Origin of the sequence: Sporolactobacillus laevolacticus DSM 442, from assembly GCF_000497245.1 — a bacterium.
Taxonomy (GTDB): Bacteria; Bacillota; Bacilli; order Bacillales; family Sporolactobacillaceae; genus Sporolactobacillus; species Sporolactobacillus laevolacticus.
The window spans coordinates 183,168-209,299 of record NZ_AWTC01000008.1; the positions used below are offsets into that span (position 1 = coordinate 183,168).

The following is a 26,132-nucleotide window of genomic DNA, read 5'->3' on the forward strand; positions in this document are numbered from 1 at the left end:
ACAAATCTCACGCAACATCGTTTAAGAGACACGCTCTACATATTCAGCGATCAAACCATCAGGATGCTGCATCAGCATAATCCAACTGCCTGGTGTACGTTTGGGCTTGGTGAGACATACCGCTCCTCTTTGCTGTAGTTCGTACATTGTTTCCTGGATCGAATCAACCAACAGTGTTGCACGAGCCGATTCAAATAATTTTCTTGACTCTGCATCCCCCGCAATAATGACCGCTTTATCGACGATTGCCAGCTCCAAGTTTAGTCCTTCGTAATATGCACGCTCCATGCAGGTCGTTTGATACAACATTTCATAAAATTTAATGGTCTTATCCATAGCATCACGTTCAATAAATACACGGATTAATGTACCAAGTACCTTCATCACTAAAACCACCTTTTCTCATGTTCCAAGAACCGATGCAATGAGGTGACATTCATTAAACAAACTACTTGCGAAGCTGGCGTGACTGCTGATGCACATAATCCAGCCACCGTTCCCTCTTCTTGGCACTGCTCCCCTTTATTCCTGCCAGCATCATTCGTTTAACCGAACGGATACCGCAAAACTGCAGGATCGCTTTCTTAATGACGGTCCACTCCGTATTCCTACGAATGAATCGAACAAACCAACCGGGAGAATCAATGGTGTATATGACCCACGCAGACTTGCCGGTCAAATGCCCTTTTGGAATCAATCCTTCGTAGGAGTATGCGAAACCTGCGGCAAATACCCTGTCAAAAAAGCCTTTCAAAATTGCAGGAAGTCCATACCACCACACTGGGTAGATAAAAACGTAGTGATCAGCCTTCTTAATTAACTCACGGTAACGTGCCAACTCAGGATCATTTTTCATATCTCTTCTTCTGCGTTTGTCATTAAAAATCAGAACGGGATCAAAGTGTTCTTGGTATAAATCGAGAACGGACACATCATGATTGGATTCCTTCAATCCCTTCGTAACCCGTTCAAGGATCGCGTGATTAAAACTTTTCGGATTGGGGTGTGCATAGATAATAAGAACATTCATTTTTTCATCTCCAATAGGCAATTTACATTTCATAACCACGTTTTTTTAGTGTCTCAGCAATCGGCTGACCTTGCAGGAACCTGCCCAGTAATGTACACATCAGCTCAAGTTCATCTTCTGAATAGAGTTGATTTAATTGGTGATACATTTGCAGTTCAATCGCTTTTACAAGCCGTTCTTTCTCTTTCCCCGTCTGAGTAAGTTCGAGCGTGACGTACCTGGAATCCTTCTCATGTGCGATTTTCTCAACCAATCCGTCTCGGACCAATCGCTCGACAAGCCGTGACGGACTTCCAGATTCACAGATCAATAATTGTCCAAGTTCCTTGAGCGAAATTCCCTTTCGGTCATGCAACGTGCGCAAAACTTCTGCTTGAGATGCCGTTAGATCAATGCCCTTGAGCAAATCATTAAGCAACCGATTTCCATGTCTCTGTACGGCAAGAATAAGATAGCGCAATGCTTCTGCCTTTAGATTTTTTTCCTCTTTCATAATTACCTTCACACTTCCAATTCATAATAGATGACCAGTCATTTATCAACCAAATAATAAATGACCGGTCATCTATTGTCAAGAAAAATAATAAGCTGCAAATGTAAATTTCATTTACGTTGTATTGACAAAAAGATGGGTTTTATATGATAATGATTATCAATGTCACTCATGTGATTTTATTAAAAGGAGCGATCTCATGTTTGGAGCCGCATTTTTAGTCGCCTTGCGCGAAGGATTGGAAATTTCTCTGATTCTGGGAATCATTTTTTCTTATCTGCGAGGATTGAATAGAAAAAATACGTTTAAGCCTGTCTGGATTGGCGCGGGTATTGCTATTGCCTTCTCAATTATTGTCGGTTCCATTCTTTACATATTAACCGGCGGCGAAGAATGGCACGGTCAGCTTTATATAGAAGCAGCTATTTTTTTAGTTGCTGTTGGTATATTGTCATATATGACTTTTTGGATGAAAAAGAACAGTCCCGGGATGAACAAAGGCATTCAAGCATCGATTGATACGGCGTTGAAAAGCAATGGTGGTACCTTCCAACTTATACTCTTGGCATTCATTACAATAATACGAGAAGGATTGGAATTAGTCATGTTTCTTCTCGCGATTGCTGTGGATGGAAAAGGGAATGGATTATCGCTTGGTTCAGGAACATTAGTCGGTTTAATCATAGCCATATTAATTGGTTGGGGCATTTACCAAGGTTCAGCAAAAATTAATCTAAAAACCTTTTTTCAAGCGATGGGCAACCTGTTAATTATCGTGGCTGCAGGACTACTCATTAATGCCGTTCACGAATTTATAGAGCTTGGTATTATTCAGCCCGGTGTTTATCTTTATAATTGGGAACATGTGCTGGACCGTCACGGAGCGATTGGCGGAATTCTGCATGCGCTCGTTGGTTATACGGACCATTTAAGCAGCGTACAGCTTATTGTTTGGTTGATTTACATTATTCCTGCGATTATCTTGTTTAATCGAAAAAAGGTCAGCACGCTTGCTAGAGGAGCCGCGCTTGATAAAGTGAATAACTAATAAAACTACAGCTTTAAGGTTACTAAATTCTGTTGAAAAAAAATTAAGTGTTTGGACGTCCTTTCAGGATATCCAAACACTTTTTTAATGGCTTTGTTAAACTTGCCTTTGACTTAGTTGTTGCCGATAAGATTATTTACTTCTTCGCTGGTCCGAATTTTTCCTATCCTTGGGAAGATGTAGGTACACACATAATCATGCTCTTCTTTTGTTGAAGCCGTCATCGCATCTTCCACAAAAATCTGATGATAGCCATGCTGAAAAGCTTCTCTTGCGGTGGTATCCACACCGATTGAGGTGGAAATACCACAGAGTACGACCGTATCGATGCCTCGGCGGCGCAGCTGCAAGTCAAGGTCCGTACCATAGAATGCGCCCCATTGTCTTTTGGTAATCAGATGAACATTTTCTTTGTTCTCCAACTCAGAGACAAAGTGATCCCAACCTTTAGGAAACTGCATCGGACTTTGTTTTCTATCTGTCTTGGGCTTAGGCATGTCTTTCCCATCTACAGAAGAGACTCTTACAAGAACGACAAAAGCGCCTTTATCTGTGAATGCATCAATTAATTTGCTCGCATTTTGAACGACCTGCGCACCGGTATATGGGGCACGCGGTACGTTCACAATCCCATTTTGCAAATCGATGACCACAAGCGCTGTTTTGTCCGGATTCAATAACTCAGTTACTGTATTGATCTCGCTCATTTGCTTCTCTCCATTCCATTTGCTTTTTGTAATGCCCATTCATTTTTATTCAGTTTCTTATACACGTTATAGTAAACCCACACGGCATTGATCAGCAGCAACGCGCTTGTACTATAGAATACATAACGGACGCCTAGCCAGGCTGCTACTTGCCCGCCTAGAACCGAGCCGCTGAATGTGCCTAAATACATAGCCGACATGCTAAAGCCAAAAATTCTTCCCGTAAGCGCGCCCGGTGTGATTTTCTTAACCAGAATATTGACTGAAGGCATCAGCCCTGCCGCAGTTAGACCGAATAAAAAGCGCAAGCCGATTAACTGCCACGGATTACTTACAAAGGCTTGTGGGATAAAAAGGATCCCTGCGATAACCAGCGCAACCAAGATCACGTTTTGTGCACCGATACGGTCAGAGAGCTTTCCAAGTCTGGGGGCGGCAATGATGTTCGCGAGTCCGGATGCTGAAAAGGCCAATCCGGCGAGCAGCGCAACATGCCCGGTTCCACGGGATAGCTGCGTAACATATACAGTGATAATCGGTTCCACAGAATATAAGGCCACAGTTAATATAAATGAAGTAACGAACAGGGTAATCGTTAGGCTTTTTTCCGGAATACCTGCCCATACTTCCTTAGCGTGAAGCACCTTTTTCTCTTGTCGGCGGAAATCCTCTTTGACAAACAAAAGCGTCGTCAAGAACGCAATCATCATCAGCGATCCTGTGATAAAGAATACATTTTGCGGACCGGCATATTCGGTGATGAATCCACCAATCATCGGACCTAACAAAGCACCGGCAATATTTGCTGTTGAAAGCGTACCCAAAGCCCATCCTGCGTGTGCATTGTCTGCCTGGGTAGCAATCAATGTGGTGCATGCCGTACTATAGCCGGTAATGACGCCTAACAGCACTCTTAATCCAATCAGCGCATAGACATTGGACGCAAAACCCATGCTGCCGATAACAATTGTCATACCAAGACTCGCACGCAAGAGCATGGGTTTTCTCCCGAACTTGTCGGCAGCAGATCCCCAAATCGGTGAGAATATTGCTGAGATGATAAACGTAACGCCAAAAGCAACGCCGGACAACTGCGCAATTTCAGCCGCATTATGGACACCAAGCTGCCGGATATAGAGCGGTAATACCGGTGCAATCTGGCTCATACCAATACCCGTAACAAACATACCAAACCAGCAAAAGGCCAAATTTCTTTTCCAAATTGGCAAACCAAAAAACCTCCCTTCTGAATTTTTTTCATGATCATACACGAACAATGAACAATAGCATCCTCATTTTATCTCTATATTTGCTTTAATAACATGCATGATCTTATAATCCATGGACATTTTTGTCGTAAAATTCCGAAGGACTTATCCCTTCCATTTTTTTAAATAGTCTGCTGAAATAAAATTCATCGGCAAACCCCAGTCCATGTGCAATTTCATTTATTTTTTTATTCCCTTCAACAATCAGCTCTTTTGCTTTATCCATTTTAATCTTGTTAAAATAACCAATAACCGAATAGCCGGTTCTATCCTTAAAAGTTCTTGATAGGTAAGCAGGCGACAGCTGCACCATCTCGGACAAGTCGGTCAACCGCACATGACCGGCGATGTTCTGATGCATATAGTTAATGATCTGATCTACTTTTAGAAATGTCGCGTCATTTTTATTTTGTTTCTTTCGATCATGAGCAATGGCAATAATCAATTGTTGAAGTAAAGTCTTTGTGATGAACTCATATCCTGGCTGTTTTGCGTCCCAGCACTCAACCATTTTTTTAAAAAGATCTTCAATCAAATAGTAATCCTTTACTTCTCCGGCATGTTGCAGCGAGAGCACGCTTGCGTTCTCCTTAATCGTCCATTTGTTATCGGTAAAAAATACAGAGGCAAAACTAAAATGAACCGATTGAAAGGATACCGGTTCTGCTTGGTCCAGCTCTATTGAATGATGAACACCAGGAGCGATATAGAAAAGCATCCCTGCCTTTATCACATAGCTTTTCTTTTCTATGGCAAAGCGGCCTCTTCCTCCGATAAAAAACAGAAATTCATGATGGTTAAGCGTTCGAAAAATTTTATTTGAATGACGACCGGAATCATTAGCCTTCCTTGAATTGCAGTAATGAATATGAAAAAAAAGATGATTTATGTTCTTCATACGTCCTCCATTTTTTTGGGATGATCATTCCATTTCGCACTCATTCGCTACAAATTAGTTTAAATAGAATCCATATGCGTTTCAATTTTGTCGTGATGAAACCGCATTTACAGAACTAAGGCCATTCTCTGGTTTGAAGCGCTTGTGAACCGAAAACGAACCTGTTAAAGTAAAATTAATAAGTATATTTTTATACTATTTTTCAAATAGGCAAAGAAATTTTCGTGCTTCTTGAATGTTATTCACTTACGGAATAACAGAGCACCTTTACCGCTTGAATTGATTTTTTACTCTTAGACAACACTAGTTGTCAAGTACCTGAGCGCCAACACAGTTAATGAAAACATTTTTTCGTGGATTACTATTCATTTGAAAGGAGTTGTTATTCATGATTGAATCAACAGAGAAAACAGTGGATTACTCTTCCAAAACATATCTTGATAAAGTTGATAAATTCTGGCGTGCGGCTAACTATCTGTCAATCGGACAGATCTATCTGAAAGATAACCCGCTGCTTGATCGTCCGCTTAAGCCGGAGGATGTTAAAGTGCACCCGATCGGGCATTGGGGTACCATCGCAGGTCAAAATTTTATTTATGCTCATTTGAATCGATTAATAAATAAGTATGATCTGAACATGTTCTTCATTGAAGGTCCGGGGCACGGCGGTCAAGTCATGGTTTCAAACTCATATCTTGACGGAAGCTACAGTGAAATTTATCCGAACATTTCGCAAGATAAGGAAGGCATGCAGCGCCTGTTCAAACAATTCTCATGGCCGGGCGGAGTTGCCTCACATGCCGCACCTGAAACTCCGGGATCGATTCACGAAGGCGGCGAATTGGGGTACTCGATTTCGCATGCTACCGGTGCAATTTTGGACAATCCTGATGTCATTGCCGCCGTGGTTGTCGGTGATGGCGAAGCAGAAACCGGTCCTTTAGCCGCTTCCTGGCATTCGTTGCGATTTATTAATCCGATCCATGACGGCGTCGTGCTTCCTATTCTGTATGTCAATGGCTATAAGCTCAGCAATCCAACCATTTTCTCCCGGACCTCCGATGATGATTTAACCAAATATTTCGAGGGCCTTGGCTGGGATCCTTACTTTGTGGAAGGAAAAGATCCTGAGAAGGTACATGTCGCAATGGCCGAGGTAATGGACACAGTCGTTGAGAAAATCAAAACGATCCAGAAAAACGCTCGAGAAAACAATGATGAAACATTACCGAAATGGCCGATGATTGTCTTCCGCAGCCCAAAAGGTTGGACTGGACCTAAAGTATGGGAAGACAAACCGATTGAAGACTCGTTTCGTTCGCATCAGATCCCGATTCCAGTGGACCGTGAACATATGGAACATGCCGATGCATTGATCAATTGGCTGAAATCCTATAAACCCGAAGAATTGTTTGATGAAAATGGAACGTTAAAATCGGAAATCGCCGAAATCGTTCCTAAAGGTACGAAGCGCATGGCTGTAAATCCAATTACAAATGGCGGGATCAATCCTCGCGATTTGCGTTTGCCGGATTATCGGAACTATGCGATCGATAACAGCAAACGCGGTAAGCAAGTAGCTCAAGATATGATTGTGTTTGGCGGGTATGTCCGTGATCTTATTGCTTTGAATCCGGATAATTTCCGGGTATTTGGACCTGATGAAACAGCATCCAATCGATTAGGCGCTGTTTTTGAAACAACCAATCGGCAATGGATGGGGGAAATCGATGAGCCACGAGATGAATTTGAAGCTGCTTCCGGGCGTGTATTGGATGCTCAGCTTTCAGAACATCAAGCTGAAGGCTGGCTCGAAGGCTATACATTAACCGGTCGCCATGGATTTTTCGCCAGCTATGAAGCATTTATGCGCGTGATTGATTCTATGCTCACCCAGCACTTTAAGTGGCTACGTAAGGCAAGTGAACTGAACTGGAGAAATTCCTATCCGTCATTGAATCTTATTTCGTCATCAACGGTATTTCAGCAAGATCATAACGGATATACGCACCAAGATCCAGGCCTCTTAACACATCTTGCAGAAAAGAAACATACGTTTATCCGCGAGTATCTTCCGGCAGATGCCAATACGTTACTCGCTGTCGCAAATAAAATTTTCAAAAGCAGAGAGAAGATTAATCTCGTTGTCACTTCAAAGCATCCACGCCAGCAATGGTTTACCATTGAGGAGGCTGAAGAACTGGTTGATCAAGGATTAGGTATTATTGATTGGGCAAGTACAGATCAAGGTTCGGAAACGGATATTGTCATTGCCAGCGCAGGAACTGAACCGACACTGGAAAGCTTAGCAGCGATCCAATTGCTGCACCAAGCCTTCCCAGAAATGAAGATTCGTTTCGTAAATGTTGTGGATCTCTTAAAGCTCAAGAGCTGGAAGAAGAGTCCACACGGACTATCTGACGAAGCATTTGACCACTACTTTACAAAAAATAAACCGGTTCTGTTCGCCTTCCATGGCTACGAAAACTTAATTGTTGATCTTTTCTTTGGCCGCCACAACACGAACCTGACCGTTCATGGCTACCGAGAAAACGGGGACATTACGACCCCATTTGATATGCGTGTGCTAAACGAACTGGATCGATTTAATCTAGCAAAAGCAGCAATCATGCAACAACCGAAATACGCTGAAAAAAGTGATGCATTCATTCAGCAAATGGATCGCATGATTGCCAAACACAATCGCTTCATCCGTGAAGAAGGCGCGGATTTGCCTGAAGTTACAGAATGGGAATGGAAAACATTAAAATAAATCTGTATATTGATAAACCACCAAATCGGGGTACCCGGTTTGGTGGTTTTTTCGTGTATAACCATTGAGCGAATCGCTTGCGTGATCACCCCCGATCAATTCGTTCTGACTGAATCTGTTGCTGGTTATCCGAACTCTATAATATAATGAAATTACATTTTTTTCGCGTGACTACGTCTGCTGAATAACTCAATTATTCACCGTGGACCACTGATTGGAGGACTTGTTTTGACCACTTACCTGCGTAAAGCAACGAACGCTGATTTTCCTGCGATCAAACAAATCATTAATCAAGCCAAACAATTGTTGAAAGCTGACGGTATTGATCAGTGGCAAGATGGATATCCGGATGACGGCGTCTTGCACGAAGATATCGCTCAAGAAATAAGCTATGTATTGATCATCGATGAAAAAATTGCCGGTACCGGTGTGATTTTCGAAGAAAAAGAGCCATCCTATGAGAATATCAAAGAAGGGGCATGGCTGAAAACAGACGCACCCGCCTACGCGTCCATTCACCGTATCGCTATTTCCCCCGACTTTCGCGGCCGTCATTTATCATCGACTTTGATGAACCACCTGATCACCGCCGCTTCACTCAAGGGGCATACCGATCTCCGAATCGACACCCATCCCGAAAACCCGCGCATGCAGCGAGTAATCAAGCAAGCGGGTTTTGATTATTGCGGCGTTGTATCTTTAGACATGCCAAACGGTAAGCGTTGGGCATACCAGTTGATTATCCGTTAAATCAATTGTGACAAGAGCATGAAAAAGAGCAGATCGAAATGCCGTCCTTATCGTCGATCTGCTCTTTAATTTTCTCATTTAATTACCTTGTGAATAGCCGCTTCACTAACTTATAGATACCGATGATGAGCAAAATGATCAAAAACCATTTTAATAAAAAACCGAAAAAAAGAAACAAAATCAACGCGATAATGCCGAGCACGATCCATACAAAGGAAGTAATCAGCAACCCGCCAACCGCAATAAACACGATAATAAGAATAAGCGTTGCAATCAGTCCGAAAATAAGTCCCATTTCGTTCGTTCCTTTCATGACGTTCATAAGCCACGCACAAGGTGACTGAATGATGATCAAATTCCTTGTGCATCTCTATAATATTACTATAAAGCATAGCAAGGATTTTGATAATGAGCGCAAGACGGGGCATGAACTACGCCTTAAGGCTTATTTTTACAACTGCTGAAAGAAAATTCAAAAAGCATCAAGTTAAACTTTTTTATGGCTCATCAACAAAAAATAATCCTGTCTAATTTGGACACATAAAAATCCTCACATACGGTTCTCCGTTATCCGTATGTGAGGATTTTCTTTTTAATATTATGCTTTTTCTAGAACAAGCTTCGGCTGGCGTTCCGATTTTTCTTTCTTGAATTCAGCCATTTCCGTACCGTAATCTTCAGCCTTGTAGAGGTGGAACACGCTTCGACAGATCCATTCAAAGAAAAATCCTCCGGCGAAAGGAACCGCTATGAAAACGAGGCCAATGATCAAGAGATTAGCAACCGTAGGGCCGCCGGGCATAAAATGAATAGCGTTGATCGGACCAACCATCCCCGAAAAACCGAATCCGGCGCTGATCGGCGTGCCTTTTATTTGGAAAATCGCGCCGAATGTACCGAGAAGAGCGGCATTGAGCATGATCGGAACCAAAATTTTCGGTTGTCTGACCATGGCCGCAATCATAATCTTCGGCGTGCCAAGCACGATAGAAAGCGATAAACCGATTTTATTGACGGTTAGTCCGCCCACAAACATGCCTACAGCTGCCGCCACACACCCCAGATTGCCGGCACCCGATGCAATCCCGCTCATGCCGATCGCTGTGGCAATCCCCACGGTGGAAACCGGAGAAATCATAATTACCGAGAAGGCAACTGCAATCAATATCCCCATTGGGATCGGTTGCAGCACAGAAAAACTGTTGATGATCTCGCCAAGTCCAACAGTTATCGCATGTACAATCGGATATACAGCCAGACCCATACCGCCACCGATGGTACATATAATCGGAGGCATAACAAGCGGCTCAAACGACTTCAGATGGCCGCCAATGAGTAAAATCAATCCGCATGTTAAACTGATGGTCACCAGTATATTCACTAAGTCACCTATTCCATTAATCACAATGCCATTTGGTGTAAACTTCAGTGCACCCGATCCTGCCCACGCAGCCGCAGCCACACAAACCATCGGAATCGGCTTCATTTTAAATTGAAAAGCCACTGCAGCACCAATTAACAAGGGTACCGCCAGCGTGAAAATCGTGACTAATTGATAGATGATTCCAAAAATCGGCATCCGCCCCATCAACGCCTTACTTAACTCACCAAGCAGTGCTGAAGGAACCAATGCCGCAACAATGCCAACCGCATGGCCGACAAGAACATTATTCACAAATGCTTTCACTGTCATCTTCTCTTTTTCCAACTTCAACATCCTCTCTCCTGTTTTCTCTCTCTGTTTTTACCATTCAAAATAGTGAGTGAGGTTATTCTAACACATTAAATTTTTCAATGCAACGCGTTTATTCGTTAAAGCGTTTGTGCATAACTAATTTTTAAGTACCGGACCTTGATCATCACTTATTGTCCAAAAGAAAATACTGTTCAGTTATAGAAGATCTCACATTTCAGGCTGGTATGAAAACAAATAGAACCCATATTAGGGTCCTATAATCAAAATTGAATTTTAATCATTCCGATTCACGTCCGGCGCATATAGGCACGGACCGTTAGTGGTGCAAAGATCGCCACAATAACAGCAGCTCCGATAAGAGAGATCGCAGGATCCCAACCAATCGTTGCGTTGTTAGCTAAATCACGGACTGCCGTGACAAGATGAGAGATCGGGTTGAACTTTACAAACCACTGAAGCCAATCAGGCAAAGTTTTCACCGGCACAAATGCATTTGAAAGAAACGTCAGCGGAAATAGTACAATCATTGAAATGCCTTGTACGCTTGAAGCTGTGCGTGCAATCACACCAAAGAAGGCGAAGATCCAGCTGATCGCCCAAGAACAAACAATAACAAGAAGTCCGGAGATAACAACGTAGCCTAGACCTCCATCGGGGCGATAACCCATGATAAAGCCCATCGTGAAGGTGAGCCCTGTCGCAATCGTATACCGAATGGTATCGGCCAGTAGTGCGCCAGCCAGCGGAGCAATGCGCGCGATCGGTAGTGACTTGAATCGATCGAACACGCCCTTATCCATATCTTCACGCAGCTGGACACCGGTGACAATTGATGTCGTGATCACGGTCTGTACGAGGATACCAGGAATAATGACCGGCAAATAGCTCTTCACATCTCCGGAGATAGCACCGCCAAAAAGGTAAGTAAACATCAGGGTGAAGAGGATGGGTTGGAACGTAACATCGAACAATTGTTCAGGTGTGCGTCGAATCTTCAGCAAACCTCTATAAGCCATCGTTAACGAGTTGCGTACCGACTGACTGAAGCTCACGTAGTTAGTCAGCTCTCGATCGGCAGGAGATTTAATAACCGTACTTTTCATTGTTTTATTCCCCTCACTTCATCTGTTTCATCCATTTCTTTTGCTGCATCCTCTTTTACACCATGACCGGTAATGGTCAGAAAAACCTCATCAAGGGTTGGTTTCTGCACACTCAGCTCAGCTAACTGGATGCCCGTTTCGCGAAAAGCAATCAGCAGATCAGTAACCCGGTCGGCGTCTGCCATCGGTGCGGTAATCTTCCCGCCTTCAGGCGAAACGGCGGACTGGACCATGAGCACACGTTCGACGGTTTGACGAGCATCCTGGATGTCCTGCGGATTTTGAATCCTCAATTGCAGCGACGAGCTGCCAACTGATGTCTTCAGCTCATCTGCAGTTCCTTCTGCAACGACGCGACCACGATCGATCACCGCAATCCGGTCCGCCAACTCATCGGCTTCTTGAAGGTATTGTGTCGTTAAGAGTACGGTTGATCCTGTTTTGACCAAACGACGAATGGTCTCCCACATTTGATTGCGCGTGCGCGGATCAAGACCGGTCGTCGGTTCATCTAAGAAGATGAGCGGCGGCTGTGCGATAAGACTTGCCGCCAAATCTAGCCGACGGCGCATGCCTCCGGAGAACTTTTTCAACGGTCGTTTCGCAGCTTCCGTTAAACTAAACTCTTCTAACAGCTCCACTGCCTTATGCCGTGCTTCCGCACGTCCCAGCCCTAACAGACGAGAAAAAATGACTAAATTCTCGGTAGCGCTGAGTGACTCATCGACTGAGGCATACTGACCGGTTACCCCAATTAATTGACGGACAATCTGCGGTTCTTTTACCACATCGTGCCCAAATATTTTCGCCGACCCTGCGTCCGGTCTCAGTAAAGTCGCCAGCATTCTGATTGTGGTGGTCTTGCCTGCCCCATTCGGGCCAAGAACACCATAGATTGAACCGGCGCGCACATTCAGAGTTACACCGTCAACCGCACGATTGTCGCCAAAAGTTTTGACCAGTGCGTGCGCTTCAACAGCTAAATCACCATTGTCTGGTGCTATTATTCTACTTTGTACCTGTTTCATTTTAATTCCTCCCTCTTCTTAAATAACTATAATTTGAAATTGCTATTTTTATAATGAACTCACGTCGGGGGATTCCTCCGCCCTAGGACGGATTTTTTCCGGTCACCTTATAAAGAGAGAATAAACCACATTTATTAACTGAACGTGAATGATCCATTGAGAAGAAAAAAGAATAATGCTCTGCCACAGCAAGTTATTTCCTGCATTCCCAAACATCTGGTTATTATTCTCCGGGAATGCAAGCTATTTCCTGCATTCCTAAACGTCTTGTTATGATGTCCCGGGAATGCAAGTTGTTTGACGCTTGCAAAAGCAGAAGACTATCATAGAATTGATCGGTTGAGGACTCAGGGGAATTTCTGAACCAGCCCACCAAAAGTATTCGAGGAGGTCTACAATGAACTATCGTCGTCTTGGCAACACAGGAGTCAAAGTCAGTACGGTCAGTCTGGGAAGCTGGCTGACCTATGGCGGCTACGTCGCTAACGAAAATTCAGTGAACACCATCTTAAAAGCCTATGATCTCGGCATCAATTTCTTTGATACGGCAAATGTCTATATGCGCGGTGAAGCGGAAAAGGTCGTTGGCAAAGCGATAAAGTCCTTTCCTCGCGAATCCATTGTACTCTCCACAAAAGTATTTTTTCCGATGGGCGACGGACCCAATGATCACGGCCTGTCTCGAAAGCACATCATGGAACAGGCGAATGCCAGCTTGAAGCGTCTTGACGTTGATTATATTGATCTGTATTATTGTCACCGTTTCGATACGGAGACGCCGATTGAAGAAACACTACGCGCTTTCGATGACCTCATTCATCAGGGCAAAGTCAATTATATCGGGGTTAGCGAATGGACTGCAGCGCAAATCACTGAGGCTGCTCATATTGCCGACCAGAAACTGCTCAACCATTTTGTTGCCAATCAATCGCAATATAGCATGCTTTATCGAAACATTGAAGATGAAGTCATTCCCGCAAGCTCGGCACACGGCGTTAGCCAGGTATGCTGGTCACCGCTTGCTCAAGGTGTTCTGACTGGAAAATACACATCGCTTGATAATATTCCGGCAGGAAGCCGCGCAGCCGAAAAGAAAGGCGGCATCTTGCGCTTTCTAACGGAAGAAAACCTGAATAAAATATCCGAACTCAAAAAAATTGCTGCTGAACTGGGGATCAGCATGGCTGAACTCGCACTTGCCTGGATTCTCAGGCAGGAAAACGTAGCCAGTGTTGTCGTCGGCGCCAGCAATCCGGATCAGATTGTGGACAACGCCAAAGCCGCCGATATTACGCTTGATAAGGAAACAATCAATCAAATTGAAGCTATATTAAACAATTAATTCTAAACAAGTATTTTGTGAAAACAAAGTCTTCACTGTACGTACTCTCAGATAACTGTTATAAAACGTGAAAAAGCGGGCTCAGAAATTTATTTTTCTGAGCCCGCTTATTTTCTCTTACAATAAAACACCCCACAAAGCGGACTGATTTCGTCCCTGCTTTATGGGGTGCATTTAAGTGGTGAACAAATAGAATAAGCTTATTTGGCTACGGAAGCACCAACGGTTAATTTCTGAGCTGCTTTGTTTTTGAAATCATTTCTGGTTCTAAAGACATCAATGACCCACATCCACACCATGTGTCCCAGAGCCTCCGATAAATGTTCAGCAAACGGTTGTTTCCAGACTGGAGGAACTGTACCCATGATCGGCATAATAATAAGATGAAATGCAACCCAAACAGCTAAACCGAAAACAGTACCTTGGCCGATTGTGATTTTAGGAAAACGTTCAGCTAAAATGCAATAAATAATCGCGAATACGATGGAAAAGGAAAAATGAATAATAAAACTTACCCACGGCATGTGCAGTCCTGAATACACATAGGTCAGGTGAGTAATATGTGCCGGTATCCCCATTTGTTGCAAAAGTTCCTGTGGAGGATTGGTTAAATTTCTTGCTACAGTTCTTGGAGGAAGAAGATTTTCCCATCCAAGTTTGACAATTCCCGAGATAATACCCCCAAGAATTCCAACAATGACAAGATTAATAATGTTACTTTTACCATTTAAACTTTTACTAGCCATACGAAAACTTCCTTCCTTATTTAAAACTTGTTGAATAAATAATACATATTTTGAATCTCCGATCAGATTCTGCGCACGTGTTGTTTATCCATCCACAATATGGAAGATATTAACGCTCATAAATTATTTAATCAATGAATGTAAGGGCTTTAGCTTATTAAACAGCTAAAATTCAATAAATTGCCAATAAAATGTCGTCAAAGTGTTGCTTTATGAACTGTTTCCGTCCTTGAAAGCGTCCAATGCTTAAACGAAATGTCATTTATTTATAGAATCCATCCGACTTCTAAAACCCCGCTTCTTCGAAGATTCGAAAAACCAACGCTGGTCTCCCACAAAAGAAGGGCAACTTGAACATGAGAATTCTCTCATTATTTTCTTAGAAGTTTCTAATTAAGCTCTAATGATTAATTCAAAAGATTATTTGTACACTTAGAGGGGTCTTATGACAGAACCTTTTGCGTTTGATTTGAAGAAGAAATTATAGATTAACGACAAAGTAGAGAATGTACGCGCTAATTGATCCAAGAACAAGATCGCCTAAGTCACGAACGATCCGATTAATAATTAGGATACCTGTACAACTCAGACACTGGGTCAAAAATAACAGTCAAAGAAGAGGTATGGATGGATTATAAAATTAGTGTTATTGTGCCCGGTTATAATGTAGCAAGGTACATCAGACAATGTCTGGATTCCTTAGTGAATCAAAGTTTTAAACAGATACAAGTCATTATGGTAGATGATGGTTCTCCGGACATGGAAACTGGTCGAATCATGGATGAATACGCTTCTAAATACACCAATTTCCAGGTTGTTCATCAGGAGAATAAAGGACTAGGTGCCGCTAGAAACACGGGTATCAAGTACGCTGAAGGAGACTATATCGCATTTGTTGACAGTGATGATTATCTCAGCCTTGATGCTTACGAAGTCATGTACCGGATGGCTGAACATACTCACTCCGATATTATTGTGGGAGGGGTCAACCGTTTCAATTCAAAGAAAAATATCAAATCCTGGCTGCATAAGAAAGCTATATTTGACACGCAAGAACGAACACATATTACGAAGAATCCCGAATTACTTTATGATACAACATCGTGGAATAAACTGTATAAACGATCATTCTGGAATAAGCATCATCTTGCATTCCCTGAGGGTATGCTCTATGAAGATATCCCTGTAACGATTCCGGCCCATTTTCTGGCTGAATCTGTAGACATCATTGAACAAACGGTCTACTACTGGCGTATAAGGGAAGATGACATATCTATTACACAAGAAAAAAATAATATAAACAGCTTTAAAGACCGGATGAAAGCACTGCATATGCTCAATGATTTCATGAGTGAGCACCATGTGTCTGAAGAAATGCGTAGAGCCAATCAAATTAAATATTTAATGGTCGATTTCTATATTCATCTTAGAGATCTCCAATTCGCCGATTCGGTTTATATTAATCAATTCCAGAAGTTATTAGCCGACGAGCTTTCAAAGGTAGATCCAGACCTGCTGAAAAGCATCCCGGCCCGCCAGGCACTCGCCTATCAATTCGTTCTCCAAAACACCATGGAAGACGTTATTGGCGTGATTAAGCTTAATAGAAGACACACTCTTAACGTTAAGCCTTATTGCGAAAACGGGCATTGGTATAAGAAATTCACGGTTTCGGAAGCTGCTGAAAAGCATCCCGTCTGCGTCGATGATTCCCTTGAGGCCGTCTCCCAAGTTCATAAAATGCAATGGAATGATGAAGGGGATTTAGAAATAACCGGTCATGCCTATATCGAAGGCATTGATTCAAGAAGAAAATCGCAAGTAAAAATTACAGCGACATTGGTAAACCTTGAAAATCAAAAACAACTCGAACTGCCAGTTTTGCTCACTAAAGATTCGGCGATTACAAGAAAATGGGGTACGGTTAAAGTCCATCCAATTAATCCATTGCACAGAGTGTACAACTATAATTGGTCATCATTTTCTCTTAAACTTCATGCCGATGAATGCTTGAATGTCTTAGATACTGGAAGATGGACCATTTATGTAACGGTTATCGCTCAGGGTGTTAAGAAAACAGTCCGCCTCGTAAATCCGCTCGCGCAAGGTACCGACGCAAGCTTCAGGATTCGACAAGACTTGGCTTGGACAATCAAACGTAATGGACGTTCAGAGCTGGCGATTGACGTTCATAAGCCGGATGTTCTAATCAAAGACGGCTATGTCAAAAATAATCAATTAATCATAATCGGTCAGACAAATAAAGACATTGCTGATCTCTGTTTAAGCTATTTCAACACAAAAACAAATGAATTATCTTGCTTTATTCCTGAAATACACTATGCTCGAAAAAACCAATTTGAATTAATTATTCCTAATGACAAAATGGGAGAAATGGTGTTTGATCAAACAGGTTGGCTGATCGGTTACCACCTTCACGGTGAGTCCGTACCTTATCCTGCTTATGCTGATTTCACAAATAGCAGTCAAATGTTTACCCTTCACAAACGGCATGTATGGCTTGAAAATTATGAAGGCTTGATTACTATTTTCGCATCAAAAGATCGGCATCCGATCGCCCAGTATCTGTCTCTTTCCGGAAGTACAATGGACATCGAGCTAAGCTTGCCAGACGAATTAAGTTCAATGCTGAAAAATTCGGACAAAAAACGTCTTATCTTTGAATCCCAGAACAACGGGGCTCCTGTTGTCGTTGATTTTCCTGACACACACGCATCAAATAATTATAGAATCCGGTTTGACTTTTTAGATCAAAACGGTGATTTCAAACTGTTTACTGCAGGCAAATGGAATGTATCGGTAGAAGTACTTGGAATAACTGATGAAGGAAAAAAATATGCTGTAAAACGTCCTGTTGTTTTTTCAAAAGTGCTTAGCGAAACCTCGAATTTCCGCTATTCATTTAAAAAGAAGCTTTCATTCTCAGCAGAACATGGCATGCATGATGCGCTTAACTTTAGTACAAACATTTCATGGGGAATGGTTGACCAAACAACGAGAAGAAGAAAATTCGTTAAATGGTATCTCTATCCCCTAATGCGTCTTCTTCCGATTAAGAAAAACGTTGTTGTTTTCGAAAGCTTCTGGGGCAGATCTTTCAATGACAACCCGAGAGCCATCTACGATTATATGAGGCAGACCTATGGCAACAAGTACAAATACGTTTGGTTTTTGAATAACGAATACACGCCGGTCACAAGCCCCGCGATCGCCGTGCGAAAGAACAGTTGGCGTTACTTTTATTATCTTGCTCGGGGGAAATATTTTGTTGAAAATGCCAATTTCCCTAACTTTTACGTCAAACGTAAAGGCCAAATTGAAATGCAGACCTTGCACGGAACGTTCATGAAGACGATGGGGCTTGATGAAAAAGTTACGTTTAATACGAGAAGCAAGCAGGGAGCGCTGCTGAAACGTTCGGGACGATGGGATTACCTGATTTCGCCAAGTCCTTACATGACGGAAATCTCAGGGCGAGCATTCTTGTTTGAGCACAAGATGCTCGAATGCGGATTCCCGCGAAATGATGTTCTGTATCTGAATAATAATCCTTCATCTATTCGCGACATCAAGAAAAAACTCGACTTGCCTGCGGACAAAAAGGTGATCCTCTATGCCCCAACGTTCCGGAGCAAAGAGACATTTGATTTGCACCTGAACTTTGATCAGTTACAAGACAAATTGGGGTCGGATTACATTGTACTCCTTCGTCTCCACTATTTTATTTCAAGCCGGATTGATGTGGAGAACTATCGAGACTTTGTCTATGACGTTTCGTCTTACCCTGATATCCAAGACTTGTATCTCATTTCGGACGTGATGATTACCGATTACTCATCGGTTATGTTTGACTATGCACATCTAAGGAGACCCATGTTGTTTTTCGCTTATGATCTTGATTATTACCGAAATGATTTGCGCGGTATGTATTTGGATTACGAAGAAACTGTACCAGGACCAATCGTCCAAAATACTGAAAAGATCATCAATCATATAGTGAATCTGCCAGAGTCAACGGAATACGAACAAAAATATGAACAGTTCTATAACAAATTTTGCACGTTCGGACGTGGAGATTCTGCGAAAAAAGCGGCTGAGCAGCTACTTGATCCAATGATCGAATTACAGCCTGGTGAACCCTTTTTCAGGAATTTCCTGAAGAAAAAAACAAGTTTTATCTATCCTGCTCTCTTCCGACGTATTGGAAAGCTGCCTCGCCGGAAAACCGTTTTATTTGAAAGCTTTTTTGGGCAGCAATATTCAGACAACCCAAGGGCAATCTATGAATACATGCGAGACAACCATCCGGAATATCGCTTGATTTGGAATGCACAAAAGGGTTATGAAGATGTGTTTAAAAAAGAGAAAGTCCCCTATGTGACCAAATACTCATATCGCGGACTTTGGCAATGGGCACGGGCAAAGTATTGGGTGAATAATAGCAGGTGGCCATTATGGCTGCCTAAGCCACAGGGAACGGTTTATGTTCAAACTTGGCACGGCACGCCTTTAAAAACACTTGGTGCAGATATTGAGCATATTACCATGCCTGGTATGACCCTTGAGAAATATCATAGCCAATTCACGAAAGAAGCAAGAAAATGGGATTATTGCGTTGCACCTAACGCTTATTCTTCAGAAATTTTTCATCGAGCATTTGAAGTTCAGGGAGAAATGATTAATTCCGGATATCCAAGAAACGACCTGCTCTATCAAAAAAACAGCCCGCAGGAAGTCAGTCATATTAAAACGAAGCTTAAAATTCCGCTCGAGAAAAAAGTTATTCTCTACGCACCAACGTGGCGCGACAATGAATATAAGAAAATCGGCCACTATACCTTTGACCTGAAGCTGGACTTAAATCGAATGAGAGAAAAATTCGGGAAAAATACCGTCCTGCTGCTGAGATTGCACTACCTTATTGCAGAGCAAATTGATCTCAGTGATTTTGAAGATTTTGCGATTAATGTATCCGATTATGCGGATTTACGTGAACTCTATTTAGTCTCTGATTGCTTGATCACTGATTACTCATCTGTTTTCTTTGATTATGCCAATTTAAAAAGACCAATCGTTTTTTATGCCTATGATCTAGATGATTATGCAAATGAAATTCGCGGTTTTTATTTTGATTTTGAAAAAGAAGCACCTGGCCCGATCGTCAAAGACATGGACCATTTGCTCCCTGCCGTGGAAGAGGCATTAGCTTATACGGGCAACAATCCATACCCTGAGTTCTACAATCGTTTCTGCCAATGGGAGGACGGTCACTCTTCAGAGAGAGTTGTGCAAGCAATGCTGGAAAATAGTAAATCCATTGAATCTGATCACGCATTAGTGACAACACAGACCGACGGGCAAACGCACTCAAAAGCTTAACGTTACTCAAGAAAATCTAAAAAGACGGCTAGAATTCAGAAAATGAATGTTAGCCGTCTTTTTTCTATGTGTTGATGTTTTTCTATATCAATACGGGGATTAGATCAAGTACCGCAAAAGGTTCGATAAGGCGTTGTTGACACAGGCAATTTTGCGTATTCAATCTGTTCGGTGGAGTAAGCATAAGGTTGTGAAAGTACAGCCAATAGCCGTTCTATCACACGGTACTCTCCTTTTTCCACTGCGGCTTCTAATGCTTCTTCCACCCGGTGGTTCCTTGGGATGATCGCAGGATTGCTACTCCGCATTAATGCATACGCAGCTTCTTTCGATTCCTGCTGCTTGCCAAGTCTCTCCTGCCAATGTTTATGCCACTCTGCGAATTCTAAGGTTTCGAAAAGATCCTCATTATCTAAAGCATTTAAAGTTAATGCACGGAACGTATTGGTATAGTCTGCATGATACTTCTTCATCATACTCAGGAGGCGTTCAAAAAGAGCTTCATCCTGTTCTTCTTCGGCAAATAACCCCAGTTTTGCTCTCATTCCCGCACGCCAATTCGTTTGGTAAAGCGTAGTAAAGTTTAAAACCTTTTCCTGAGCCATTTCGACAGCCTGCTCCTGATTTTCATGCAAAAGTGGAAGCAGGGTTTCAGCAAATCGCGCAAGATTCCACCCTGCAATACTTGGCTGATTGCCATAGGCATAACGGCCTCGACGGTCAATAGAACTGAATACCGTGGCAGGATCATAGGCATCCATGAAGGCACAAGGACCATAATCGATGGTTTCTCCACTAATAGCCATATTGTCGGTATTCATCACCCCATGAATAAAGCCAACCAACTGCCATTTAGCAATAAGCTCAGCCTGCCGCTTGATTACTTCTTGAAGTAGTAGAAGGTATCGATGATCATCAGCCTCAACATTTGGGAAATGACGCTTTAGTGTATAGTCAGCCAGGATTCTGAGTTCCTCTTCTGTTCCCCATGCTGCAACATATTGAAAAGTGCCGACGCGCAGATGGCTGGCAGCCACACGGGTTAGAACTGCACCTGGACGTTCGGTTTCCCGGATTACTGACTCACCAGTTGAAACCACCGCCAGACTGCGGGTGGTGGGAATCCCAAATGCATGCATGGCTTCACTGATGATGTATTCACGCAGCATCGGTCCAAGTGCCGCGCGTCCATCGCCTCCTCGAGAGTATGGCGTTCTACCAGGACCCTTAAGCTGAATATCATATCGCTCACCTTGGGGCGTCATCTGCTCGCCTAACAGAACAGCTCGTCCGTCCCCTAACATCGTAAAATGTCCGAATTGATGCCCCGCATAGGCTTGAGCAAGAGGCGAAGCACCTTCAGGTATCCGGTTTCCAGCAAATACAGCGATACTATCTTCACTTTGTAGTTCCTGAACGCTCAAACCAAGAATTGACGCCAAATGATTATTGAGAATCTCCAACTTAGGTGCGCGAACAGGAGTTGGGTTAACGCTGGAAAAAAATAATTTCGGCAGACGAGCATAACTGTTGTCAAAGTTCCATCCTGTTTCTTTATTTTGTGTCATCATTTTTTCTCCTATATAAAACAAGATCATGGCATTTTGTGTTCAACACAAACACAAAGCACCCTCCTTTAAGTTCTGCCCATGTCCATTTATTATACGTTTTAAGGCCTAAAACCACGCTCTTTAACATCGCCATTTTATTACTTTTTAAATATGAATAACTCAACTTTCGCAGAGTAAATATTGAATTAAAGCCTTGATACTCTGCGATGAAGTAGACGAACTAGACTGGGCTGCAACACTTGTCAATCTGTTTGAAATTTTTGATGACGTGCCCTTAAAAGAAAAGCCGAAGAGAAAATGCGCCTTTTCTCTCCGGCTTTAAGCTGCCTCTTTTGTTTCATTAGTAATGGATAAGTTAATTCGTTACGCTGGCTGACGGCTCGGTCTTCTCAAGCATAATTTTAATGATCTCACGATCCGTCTCCCTCATTCCTTCTTTCGCCAGAACGCCGACATTATGAATCGTGTTGTCAACGCCTTTCGTTACAATCCCGTCACCGCTGAAAAATTGTTGATCATTTTGATACATTTGATAACCGAGGATCCCTGCATCCACTGCGGCTGAAATTTTGGCCGCGCAGGAAGGCTTCGCGCCATCACAGATTATCCCCGAAGTGATGGCAACCGAATTGACGATCGTATGAGCAATCACATCATAATCCCCGCCATTCAGGTAGGCGATGCCTGCCCCCGCACCACAGCCGGCGCTGACTGCACCGCAATAGGCCGAAAGTCGTCCGATCCCCATTTTCTGGTAAATGGTGACCAGGTCAGACAAGCAGACCGCGCGGTAAAGTTGTTCGCGAGTAGCCCCGAACTCCTTTGCATATTCAATGATAGGAAGGGATGCCGTCATCCCTTGATTACCGCTTCCGGATACAATGACTACCGGCTTTTCGCAGCCGCCCATCCGTGCATCCGACCCTGCTGCAGCGGCTGCCCGAGCGCGAGTTCGCACATCATTCCCGTAGGCACGGAGCAGGACCTTACCGATATTGGCTCCATAATTTCTCTTGAGGCCCTCTTCGGAAATCGCTGAATTATAATCAATCTGCCGTCCTATCACTTCTGAAATATCTTCCATCCGGACGTGGTCGCAAAAGTCGAGAATATCGCGGACGTTGAGACCACCCCGATCCGTCAATCCGCTGTCTTCTCCCGATTCGCAAGATAATTCATACAACGTTTCTCCGTTTCGCGTCACACTGGTGATGTTTGTATGGAACTGTTCAATGACAACCGTTGCCTCATCAGCTCCACTCTTCACCGTTACAGCAATGTAAAAGATAATGTCATTATCTGCAGGAACAACTGTAATGGAATGTGTGTCGCTATACGTCCGCATACGCGCTTTGGCATCTTCTTCGATGTCTGCTAAAACTTCCAATTTTTTCGAAGCATCCCCTGCGACAATGCCGGCTGCACAAGCCGCCGCAATGCCTTTTAAACCATTCGTATTCGGTACTACCACGCTCTTGACGTTCTTAATAATATTTGCGCTTGCCGCAATGGTGCATTGCTCAGGTAATGCCCCCAATACTTCGCGTGCTTTTGCCGCCGCATAGGCAACAGCTATCGGCTCGGTACAGCCAGTGGCTGGAATTAACTCCTCCTTCAGGATTTTTAAATAGTCTTGATAGATTTTGTCATTCGGATCCATAGTAAGAAAATGCCTCCCAGTAAATCAAATCATCATAATGATTTTTTCCCGCAGTTCGATAGAATAGTTATGTTCATTTTTAATCCTTTTCAAAGCAGATTCAATAGAAAAGTATGTCAATCGAATGACAAAGTGATGCGGGGATCTGGTGAACGTTATTTAAAATCCTTCAAATAATATTGGGGTAAGAAGATCTCATTTCATTCATAAAACGATTTTGGAAGTGAGCTACCCCTTCGTATTCTTCACACGCTTGTCACAAATTAAATTATCCTTATTCTAGACACAAATAGTTCAATATATAGTATCATTTTGACGATATATCCTTATATAGGATCAAGATATTGATTGAAACATCTTCATCAATATCCTATGATAGTGAGTAATGATTCAAGGGGGCTGCTTATCATGCTAGAGACACAACAAAAATCGACTACAAATCAGCTGGCTATCAAGGTATTGAAGCGCGATGGCCGTATTATAGATTTCAACGCCGAAAAAATCACAACTGCTTTGCAAAAGGCTGCAAGACTTGTCCTCGGGGAAATCGATCCGCTGACGCATCAATTAATCCATGACATGACCGATGATGTCGTCACTGAAATCGGATCACGGTTTCACGAGAACGTTAAGATTTACGAGATTCAAAATATTGTCGAACAAACGCTGCTGACCCATCATCAATATGATATTGCTCAAGAGTACATAAATTATCGGACTCAGCGTGATTTCGCGCGTAACCAGGCTACAGACATCAATTTTACAATTCGGAAATTACTGCATAAAGATAAAACGATTGTGAACGAAAATGCGAACAAAGACAGCCAGGTGTTTAATACCCAACGCGATTTAACCGCAGGCACTGTCGCCAAGGCAATTGGGTTGAAAATGCTTCCGCCGAAAGTAACCAATGCGCACTTGAAAGGCGAAATCCATTGGCATGATTTGGATTACCAACCATACAGTCCGATGACCAACTGCTGCTTGATCGACTTTAACGAGATGCTCAATCACGGTTTTAAAATCGGTAATGCCGATGTGGAGCCGCCGCATTCCATCCAAACAGCTACGGCACAGATGGCACAAATCATCGCAAATGTTGCTTCCAGCCAATACGGCGGATGTTCCGCCGACCGCGTGGATGAGCTGCTCGCCCCATTTGCGAAAAAGAACTATGACAAACACTTGGCTGATGCTAAGGAATGGGTGGAAGGCGAAGAAAGGCAGCAGGCTTTCGCGCAGAAAAAGACAAAAAAAGATATTTACGATGCCATGCAAGCCTTAGAATATGAGATCAACACCTTATACTCTTCCCAAGGACAGACCCCTTTTACGACTTTAGGATTCGGTCTTGGAACCAATTGGATCGAACGCGCCATTCAAAAGGCGATTTTACGCATCCGCATTGACGGATTGGGCAAAGAGCACCGTACCGCGATTTTTCCTAAATTGGTGTTCACCTTAAAGCGCGGGCTGAACCTGAATCCCGAGGAGCCGAATTACGATATCAAACAGCTTGCTGTAGAGTGCGCCACCAAACGAATGTATCCGGATGTCCTGATGTATGACAAGCTTATTGAGCTCACCGGAAGCTTTAAAGCACCTATGGGCTGCCGATCCTTTTTACAAGGCTGGCGAGATGAGAACGGCAAAGAAGTGAATTCCGGACGCATGAATCTCGGCGTAGTCACCGTCAATTTGCCACGGATCGCCATGGAGTCAAAAGGCGACAAAGATAAGTTCTGGAATATTCTCGAAGAACGTTTGCAGATTTGTAAGGAAGCTCTCGTTTTTAAGGTGGAGCGTGCCAAACAGGCGACACCGGAAAATGCGCCGATCCTTTACCAATATGGCGCCTTCGGCAAGCGACTGAAACGCACCGACCCTGTCGATAAGCTATTCAACAATTCACGCGCCACGGTTTCACTGGGCTACATCGGCCTTTACGAAGTCGGCACCGTTTTTTACGGGAATACATGGGAAAATAATAAGGAAGCTAAAGATTTTGCCATCAGTGTGGTTAAAGCACTTTACGATCATTGTCTTGACTGGGAAGACGAATACGGCTATCACTTTAGTGTCTACAGCACACCAAGTGAAAGTCTGACCGATACATTCTGCCGCCGTGATACGGAAAAGTTCGGCAAGGTAAAAGATATTACCGACAAAGAATACTATACGAATAGTTTTCACTATGATGTACGCAAAGCGCCGACACCATTTGAAAAACTGGACTTTGAGAAGGACTTCCCGCCATATTGCGCCGGAGGGTTCATTCACTATTGTGAATATCCAAATCTTAAGCAGAATCCGAAGGCTCTGGAAGCGGTTTGGGACTATGCCTATGATCGCGTCGGTTATCTAGGAACCAATACGCCGATCGATCAATGCTTCAAATGCGGATTCAAAGGAGAATTTACACCGACCGAACGCGGTTTTGAATGTCCGGAATGCGGCAACACCGATCCGCAATCTTGTGACGTTGTCAAACGCACATGCGGCTATCTTGGAAACCCGCAGCAACGACCGATGATCCACGGCCGCCATGTTGAAATCGCATCGCGAGTAAAACATTTAACGAGTGGCAATGACCATAACACGATTGCTCGGCAATAAACA

The 26,132-nt window shown here is 43.2% G+C and carries 19 protein-coding genes; 6 read left to right on the forward strand and 13 right to left on the reverse strand.

The window, feature by feature from the left end:
* Positions 1-21 precede the first annotated feature (21 nt).
* From P343_RS28260 to P343_RS28270, 3 genes are all read right to left on the reverse strand, one after another.
* Positions 22-384, reverse strand: a complete 363-nt coding sequence (locus P343_RS28260; RefSeq protein WP_023510200.1) for a hypothetical protein — start codon at positions 382-384, stop codon at positions 22-24.
* A gap of 64 nt (positions 385-448) precedes the next feature.
* The gene (locus tag P343_RS28265) at positions 449-1,030 is read right to left on the reverse strand and encodes an NAD(P)H-dependent oxidoreductase (protein WP_023510201.1); all 582 of its coding nucleotides are present in this window, start codon (positions 1,028-1,030) and stop codon (positions 449-451) included.
* Positions 1,031-1,052: 22 nt separating this feature from the next.
* Complete coding sequence (locus P343_RS28270) at positions 1,053-1,523, reverse strand: MarR family winged helix-turn-helix transcriptional regulator (RefSeq protein WP_023510202.1); 471 nt, start codon at positions 1,521-1,523, stop codon at positions 1,053-1,055.
* Between the two features lie 199 nt (positions 1,524-1,722).
* On the opposite strand from P343_RS28270, the gene P343_RS28275 reads away from it, so the two are divergent.
* On the forward strand, positions 1,723-2,571 hold the full coding sequence (locus tag P343_RS28275; protein WP_023510203.1) for an FTR1 family iron permease: 849 nt from the start codon (positions 1,723-1,725) through the stop codon (positions 2,569-2,571).
* 113 nt (positions 2,572-2,684) lie between these two features.
* On the opposite strand, the gene P343_RS28280 is transcribed toward P343_RS28275, so the two are convergent.
* The 3 genes from P343_RS28280 to P343_RS28290 all read right to left on the reverse strand — a co-directional run bounded on the left by P343_RS28280 (position 2,685) and on the right by P343_RS28290 (position 5,444).
* A complete protein-coding gene (locus tag P343_RS28280; RefSeq protein WP_023510204.1) occupies positions 2,685-3,278 on the reverse strand; it encodes a hydrolase in 594 nt (197 codons plus the stop codon).
* Positions 3,275-4,465, reverse strand: coding sequence for a multidrug efflux MFS transporter (locus P343_RS28285; protein WP_479692455.1), 1,191 nt, complete (start codon positions 4,463-4,465; stop codon positions 3,275-3,277). Before P343_RS28285 ends, P343_RS28280 begins: the two co-directional genes overlap by 4 nt.
* A gap of 145 nt (positions 4,466-4,610) precedes the next feature.
* Complete coding sequence (locus P343_RS28290) at positions 4,611-5,444, reverse strand: AraC family transcriptional regulator (protein WP_023510206.1); 834 nt, start codon at positions 5,442-5,444, stop codon at positions 4,611-4,613.
* A 388-nt stretch (positions 5,445-5,832) separates the two neighbouring features.
* Between P343_RS28290 and P343_RS28295 the strand changes: the two genes are divergently transcribed.
* Both P343_RS28295 and P343_RS28300 read left to right on the forward strand, forming a co-directional pair.
* A complete protein-coding gene (locus tag P343_RS28295; RefSeq protein ID WP_023510207.1) occupies positions 5,833-8,217 on the forward strand; it encodes a phosphoketolase family protein in 2,385 nt (794 codons plus the stop codon).
* Positions 8,218-8,445: 228 nt separating this feature from the next.
* A complete protein-coding gene (locus P343_RS28300; protein ID WP_023510208.1) occupies positions 8,446-8,967 on the forward strand; it encodes a GNAT family N-acetyltransferase in 522 nt (173 codons plus the stop codon).
* An 82-nt stretch (positions 8,968-9,049) separates the two neighbouring features.
* On the opposite strand, the gene P343_RS28305 is transcribed toward P343_RS28300, so the two are convergent.
* The 4 genes from P343_RS28305 to P343_RS28320 all read right to left on the reverse strand — a co-directional run bounded on the left by P343_RS28305 (position 9,050) and on the right by P343_RS28320 (position 12,794).
* Positions 9,050-9,262, reverse strand: a complete 213-nt coding sequence (locus tag P343_RS28305; protein ID WP_152525281.1) for a hypothetical protein — start codon at positions 9,260-9,262, stop codon at positions 9,050-9,052.
* 303 nt (positions 9,263-9,565) lie between these two features.
* Complete coding sequence (locus P343_RS28310) at positions 9,566-10,684, reverse strand: PTS sugar transporter subunit IIC (protein WP_023510211.1); 1,119 nt, start codon at positions 10,682-10,684, stop codon at positions 9,566-9,568.
* 266 nt (positions 10,685-10,950) lie between these two features.
* Positions 10,951-11,766 (reverse strand): ABC transporter permease, encoded by an 816-nt coding sequence (locus P343_RS28315; RefSeq protein ID WP_023510212.1) that lies wholly within the window; start codon positions 11,764-11,766, stop codon positions 10,951-10,953.
* Positions 11,763-12,794 (reverse strand): ATP-binding cassette domain-containing protein, encoded by a 1,032-nt coding sequence (locus P343_RS28320; protein WP_023510213.1) that lies wholly within the window; start codon positions 12,792-12,794, stop codon positions 11,763-11,765. The genes P343_RS28315 and P343_RS28320 overlap by 4 nt, the downstream gene beginning before the upstream one ends.
* A 397-nt stretch (positions 12,795-13,191) precedes the next feature.
* Here P343_RS28320 and P343_RS28325 point away from each other — a divergent pair, with 397 nt between their 5' ends.
* Positions 13,192-14,136, forward strand: a complete 945-nt coding sequence (locus P343_RS28325; RefSeq protein WP_023510214.1) for an aldo/keto reductase family protein — start codon at positions 13,192-13,194, stop codon at positions 14,134-14,136.
* Positions 14,137-14,336: 200 nt separating this feature from the next.
* Here P343_RS28325 and P343_RS28330 read toward each other — a convergent pair whose 3' ends face one another.
* Positions 14,337-14,882: a YagU family protein gene (locus tag P343_RS28330; protein WP_023510215.1), complete on the reverse strand. Its 546-nt coding sequence runs from the start codon at positions 14,880-14,882 to the stop codon at positions 14,337-14,339.
* Positions 14,883-15,509: 627 nt separating this feature from the next.
* Between P343_RS28330 and P343_RS28335 the strand changes: the two genes are divergently transcribed.
* Positions 15,510-20,282: a bifunctional glycosyltransferase/CDP-glycerol:glycerophosphate glycerophosphotransferase gene (locus P343_RS28335; RefSeq protein WP_023510216.1), complete on the forward strand. Its 4,773-nt coding sequence runs from the start codon at positions 15,510-15,512 to the stop codon at positions 20,280-20,282.
* A gap of 104 nt (positions 20,283-20,386) precedes the next feature.
* Here the strand turns inward: P343_RS28335 and P343_RS28340 are convergent, their stop codons facing one another.
* Both P343_RS28340 and P343_RS28345 read right to left on the reverse strand, forming a co-directional pair.
* A complete protein-coding gene (locus P343_RS28340) occupies positions 20,387-21,850 on the reverse strand; it encodes a protein adenylyltransferase SelO (protein ID WP_031263950.1) in 1,464 nt (487 codons plus the stop codon).
* Between the two features lie 358 nt (positions 21,851-22,208).
* On the reverse strand, positions 22,209-23,513 hold the full coding sequence (locus tag P343_RS28345; RefSeq protein ID WP_023510218.1) for an L-cysteine desulfidase family protein: 1,305 nt from the start codon (positions 23,511-23,513) through the stop codon (positions 22,209-22,211).
* 408 nt (positions 23,514-23,921) lie between these two features.
* On the opposite strand from P343_RS28345, the gene nrdD reads away from it, so the two are divergent.
* A complete protein-coding gene (gene nrdD, locus P343_RS28350; protein ID WP_023510219.1) occupies positions 23,922-26,129 on the forward strand; it encodes an anaerobic ribonucleoside-triphosphate reductase in 2,208 nt (735 codons plus the stop codon).
* Positions 26,130-26,132: the final 3 nt, after the last annotated feature.

What these genes read in the sequence shown, in the direction of transcription:
- P343_RS28260 (WP_023510200.1), bottom strand. Translation starts at nt 384, where the DNA reads ATGAAGGTACTTGGTACATTAATCCGTGTATTTATTGAACGTGATGCT.
- P343_RS28265 (WP_023510201.1), bottom strand. Translation starts at nt 1,030, where the DNA reads ATGAATGTTCTTATTATCTATGCACACCCCAATCCGAAAAGTTTTAAT.
- P343_RS28270 (WP_023510202.1), bottom strand. Translation starts at nt 1,523, where the DNA reads ATGAAAGAGGAAAAAAATCTAAAGGCAGAAGCATTGCGCTATCTTATT.
- P343_RS28275 (WP_023510203.1), top strand. Translation starts at nt 1,723, where the DNA reads ATGTTTGGAGCCGCATTTTTAGTCGCCTTGCGCGAAGGATTGGAAATT.
- P343_RS28280 (WP_023510204.1), bottom strand. Translation starts at nt 3,278, where the DNA reads ATGAGCGAGATCAATACAGTAACTGAGTTATTGAATCCGGACAAAACA.
- P343_RS28285 (WP_479692455.1), bottom strand. Translation starts at nt 4,465, where the DNA reads ATGTTTGTTACGGGTATTGGTATGAGCCAGATTGCACCGGTATTACCG.
- P343_RS28290 (WP_023510206.1), bottom strand. Translation starts at nt 5,444, where the DNA reads ATGAAGAACATAAATCATCTTTTTTTTCATATTCATTACTGCAATTCA.
- P343_RS28295 (WP_023510207.1), top strand. Translation starts at nt 5,833, where the DNA reads ATGATTGAATCAACAGAGAAAACAGTGGATTACTCTTCCAAAACATAT.
- P343_RS28305 (WP_152525281.1), bottom strand. Translation starts at nt 9,262, where the DNA reads ATGGGACTTATTTTCGGACTGATTGCAACGCTTATTCTTATTATCGTG.
- P343_RS28310 (WP_023510211.1), bottom strand. Translation starts at nt 10,684, where the DNA reads ATGTTGAAGTTGGAAAAAGAGAAGATGACAGTGAAAGCATTTGTGAAT.
- P343_RS28315 (WP_023510212.1), bottom strand. Translation starts at nt 11,766, where the DNA reads ATGAAAAGTACGGTTATTAAATCTCCTGCCGATCGAGAGCTGACTAAC.
- P343_RS28320 (WP_023510213.1), bottom strand. Translation starts at nt 12,794, where the DNA reads ATGAAACAGGTACAAAGTAGAATAATAGCACCAGACAATGGTGATTTA.
- P343_RS28325 (WP_023510214.1), top strand. Translation starts at nt 13,192, where the DNA reads ATGAACTATCGTCGTCTTGGCAACACAGGAGTCAAAGTCAGTACGGTC.
- P343_RS28330 (WP_023510215.1), bottom strand. Translation starts at nt 14,882, where the DNA reads ATGGCTAGTAAAAGTTTAAATGGTAAAAGTAACATTATTAATCTTGTC.
- P343_RS28335 (WP_023510216.1), top strand. Translation starts at nt 15,510, where the DNA reads ATGGATTATAAAATTAGTGTTATTGTGCCCGGTTATAATGTAGCAAGG.
- P343_RS28340 (WP_031263950.1), bottom strand. Translation starts at nt 21,850, where the DNA reads ATGACACAAAATAAAGAAACAGGATGGAACTTTGACAACAGTTATGCT.
- P343_RS28345 (WP_023510218.1), bottom strand. Translation starts at nt 23,513, where the DNA reads ATGGATCCGAATGACAAAATCTATCAAGACTATTTAAAAATCCTGAAG.
- nrdD (WP_023510219.1), top strand. Translation starts at nt 23,922, where the DNA reads ATGCTAGAGACACAACAAAAATCGACTACAAATCAGCTGGCTATCAAG.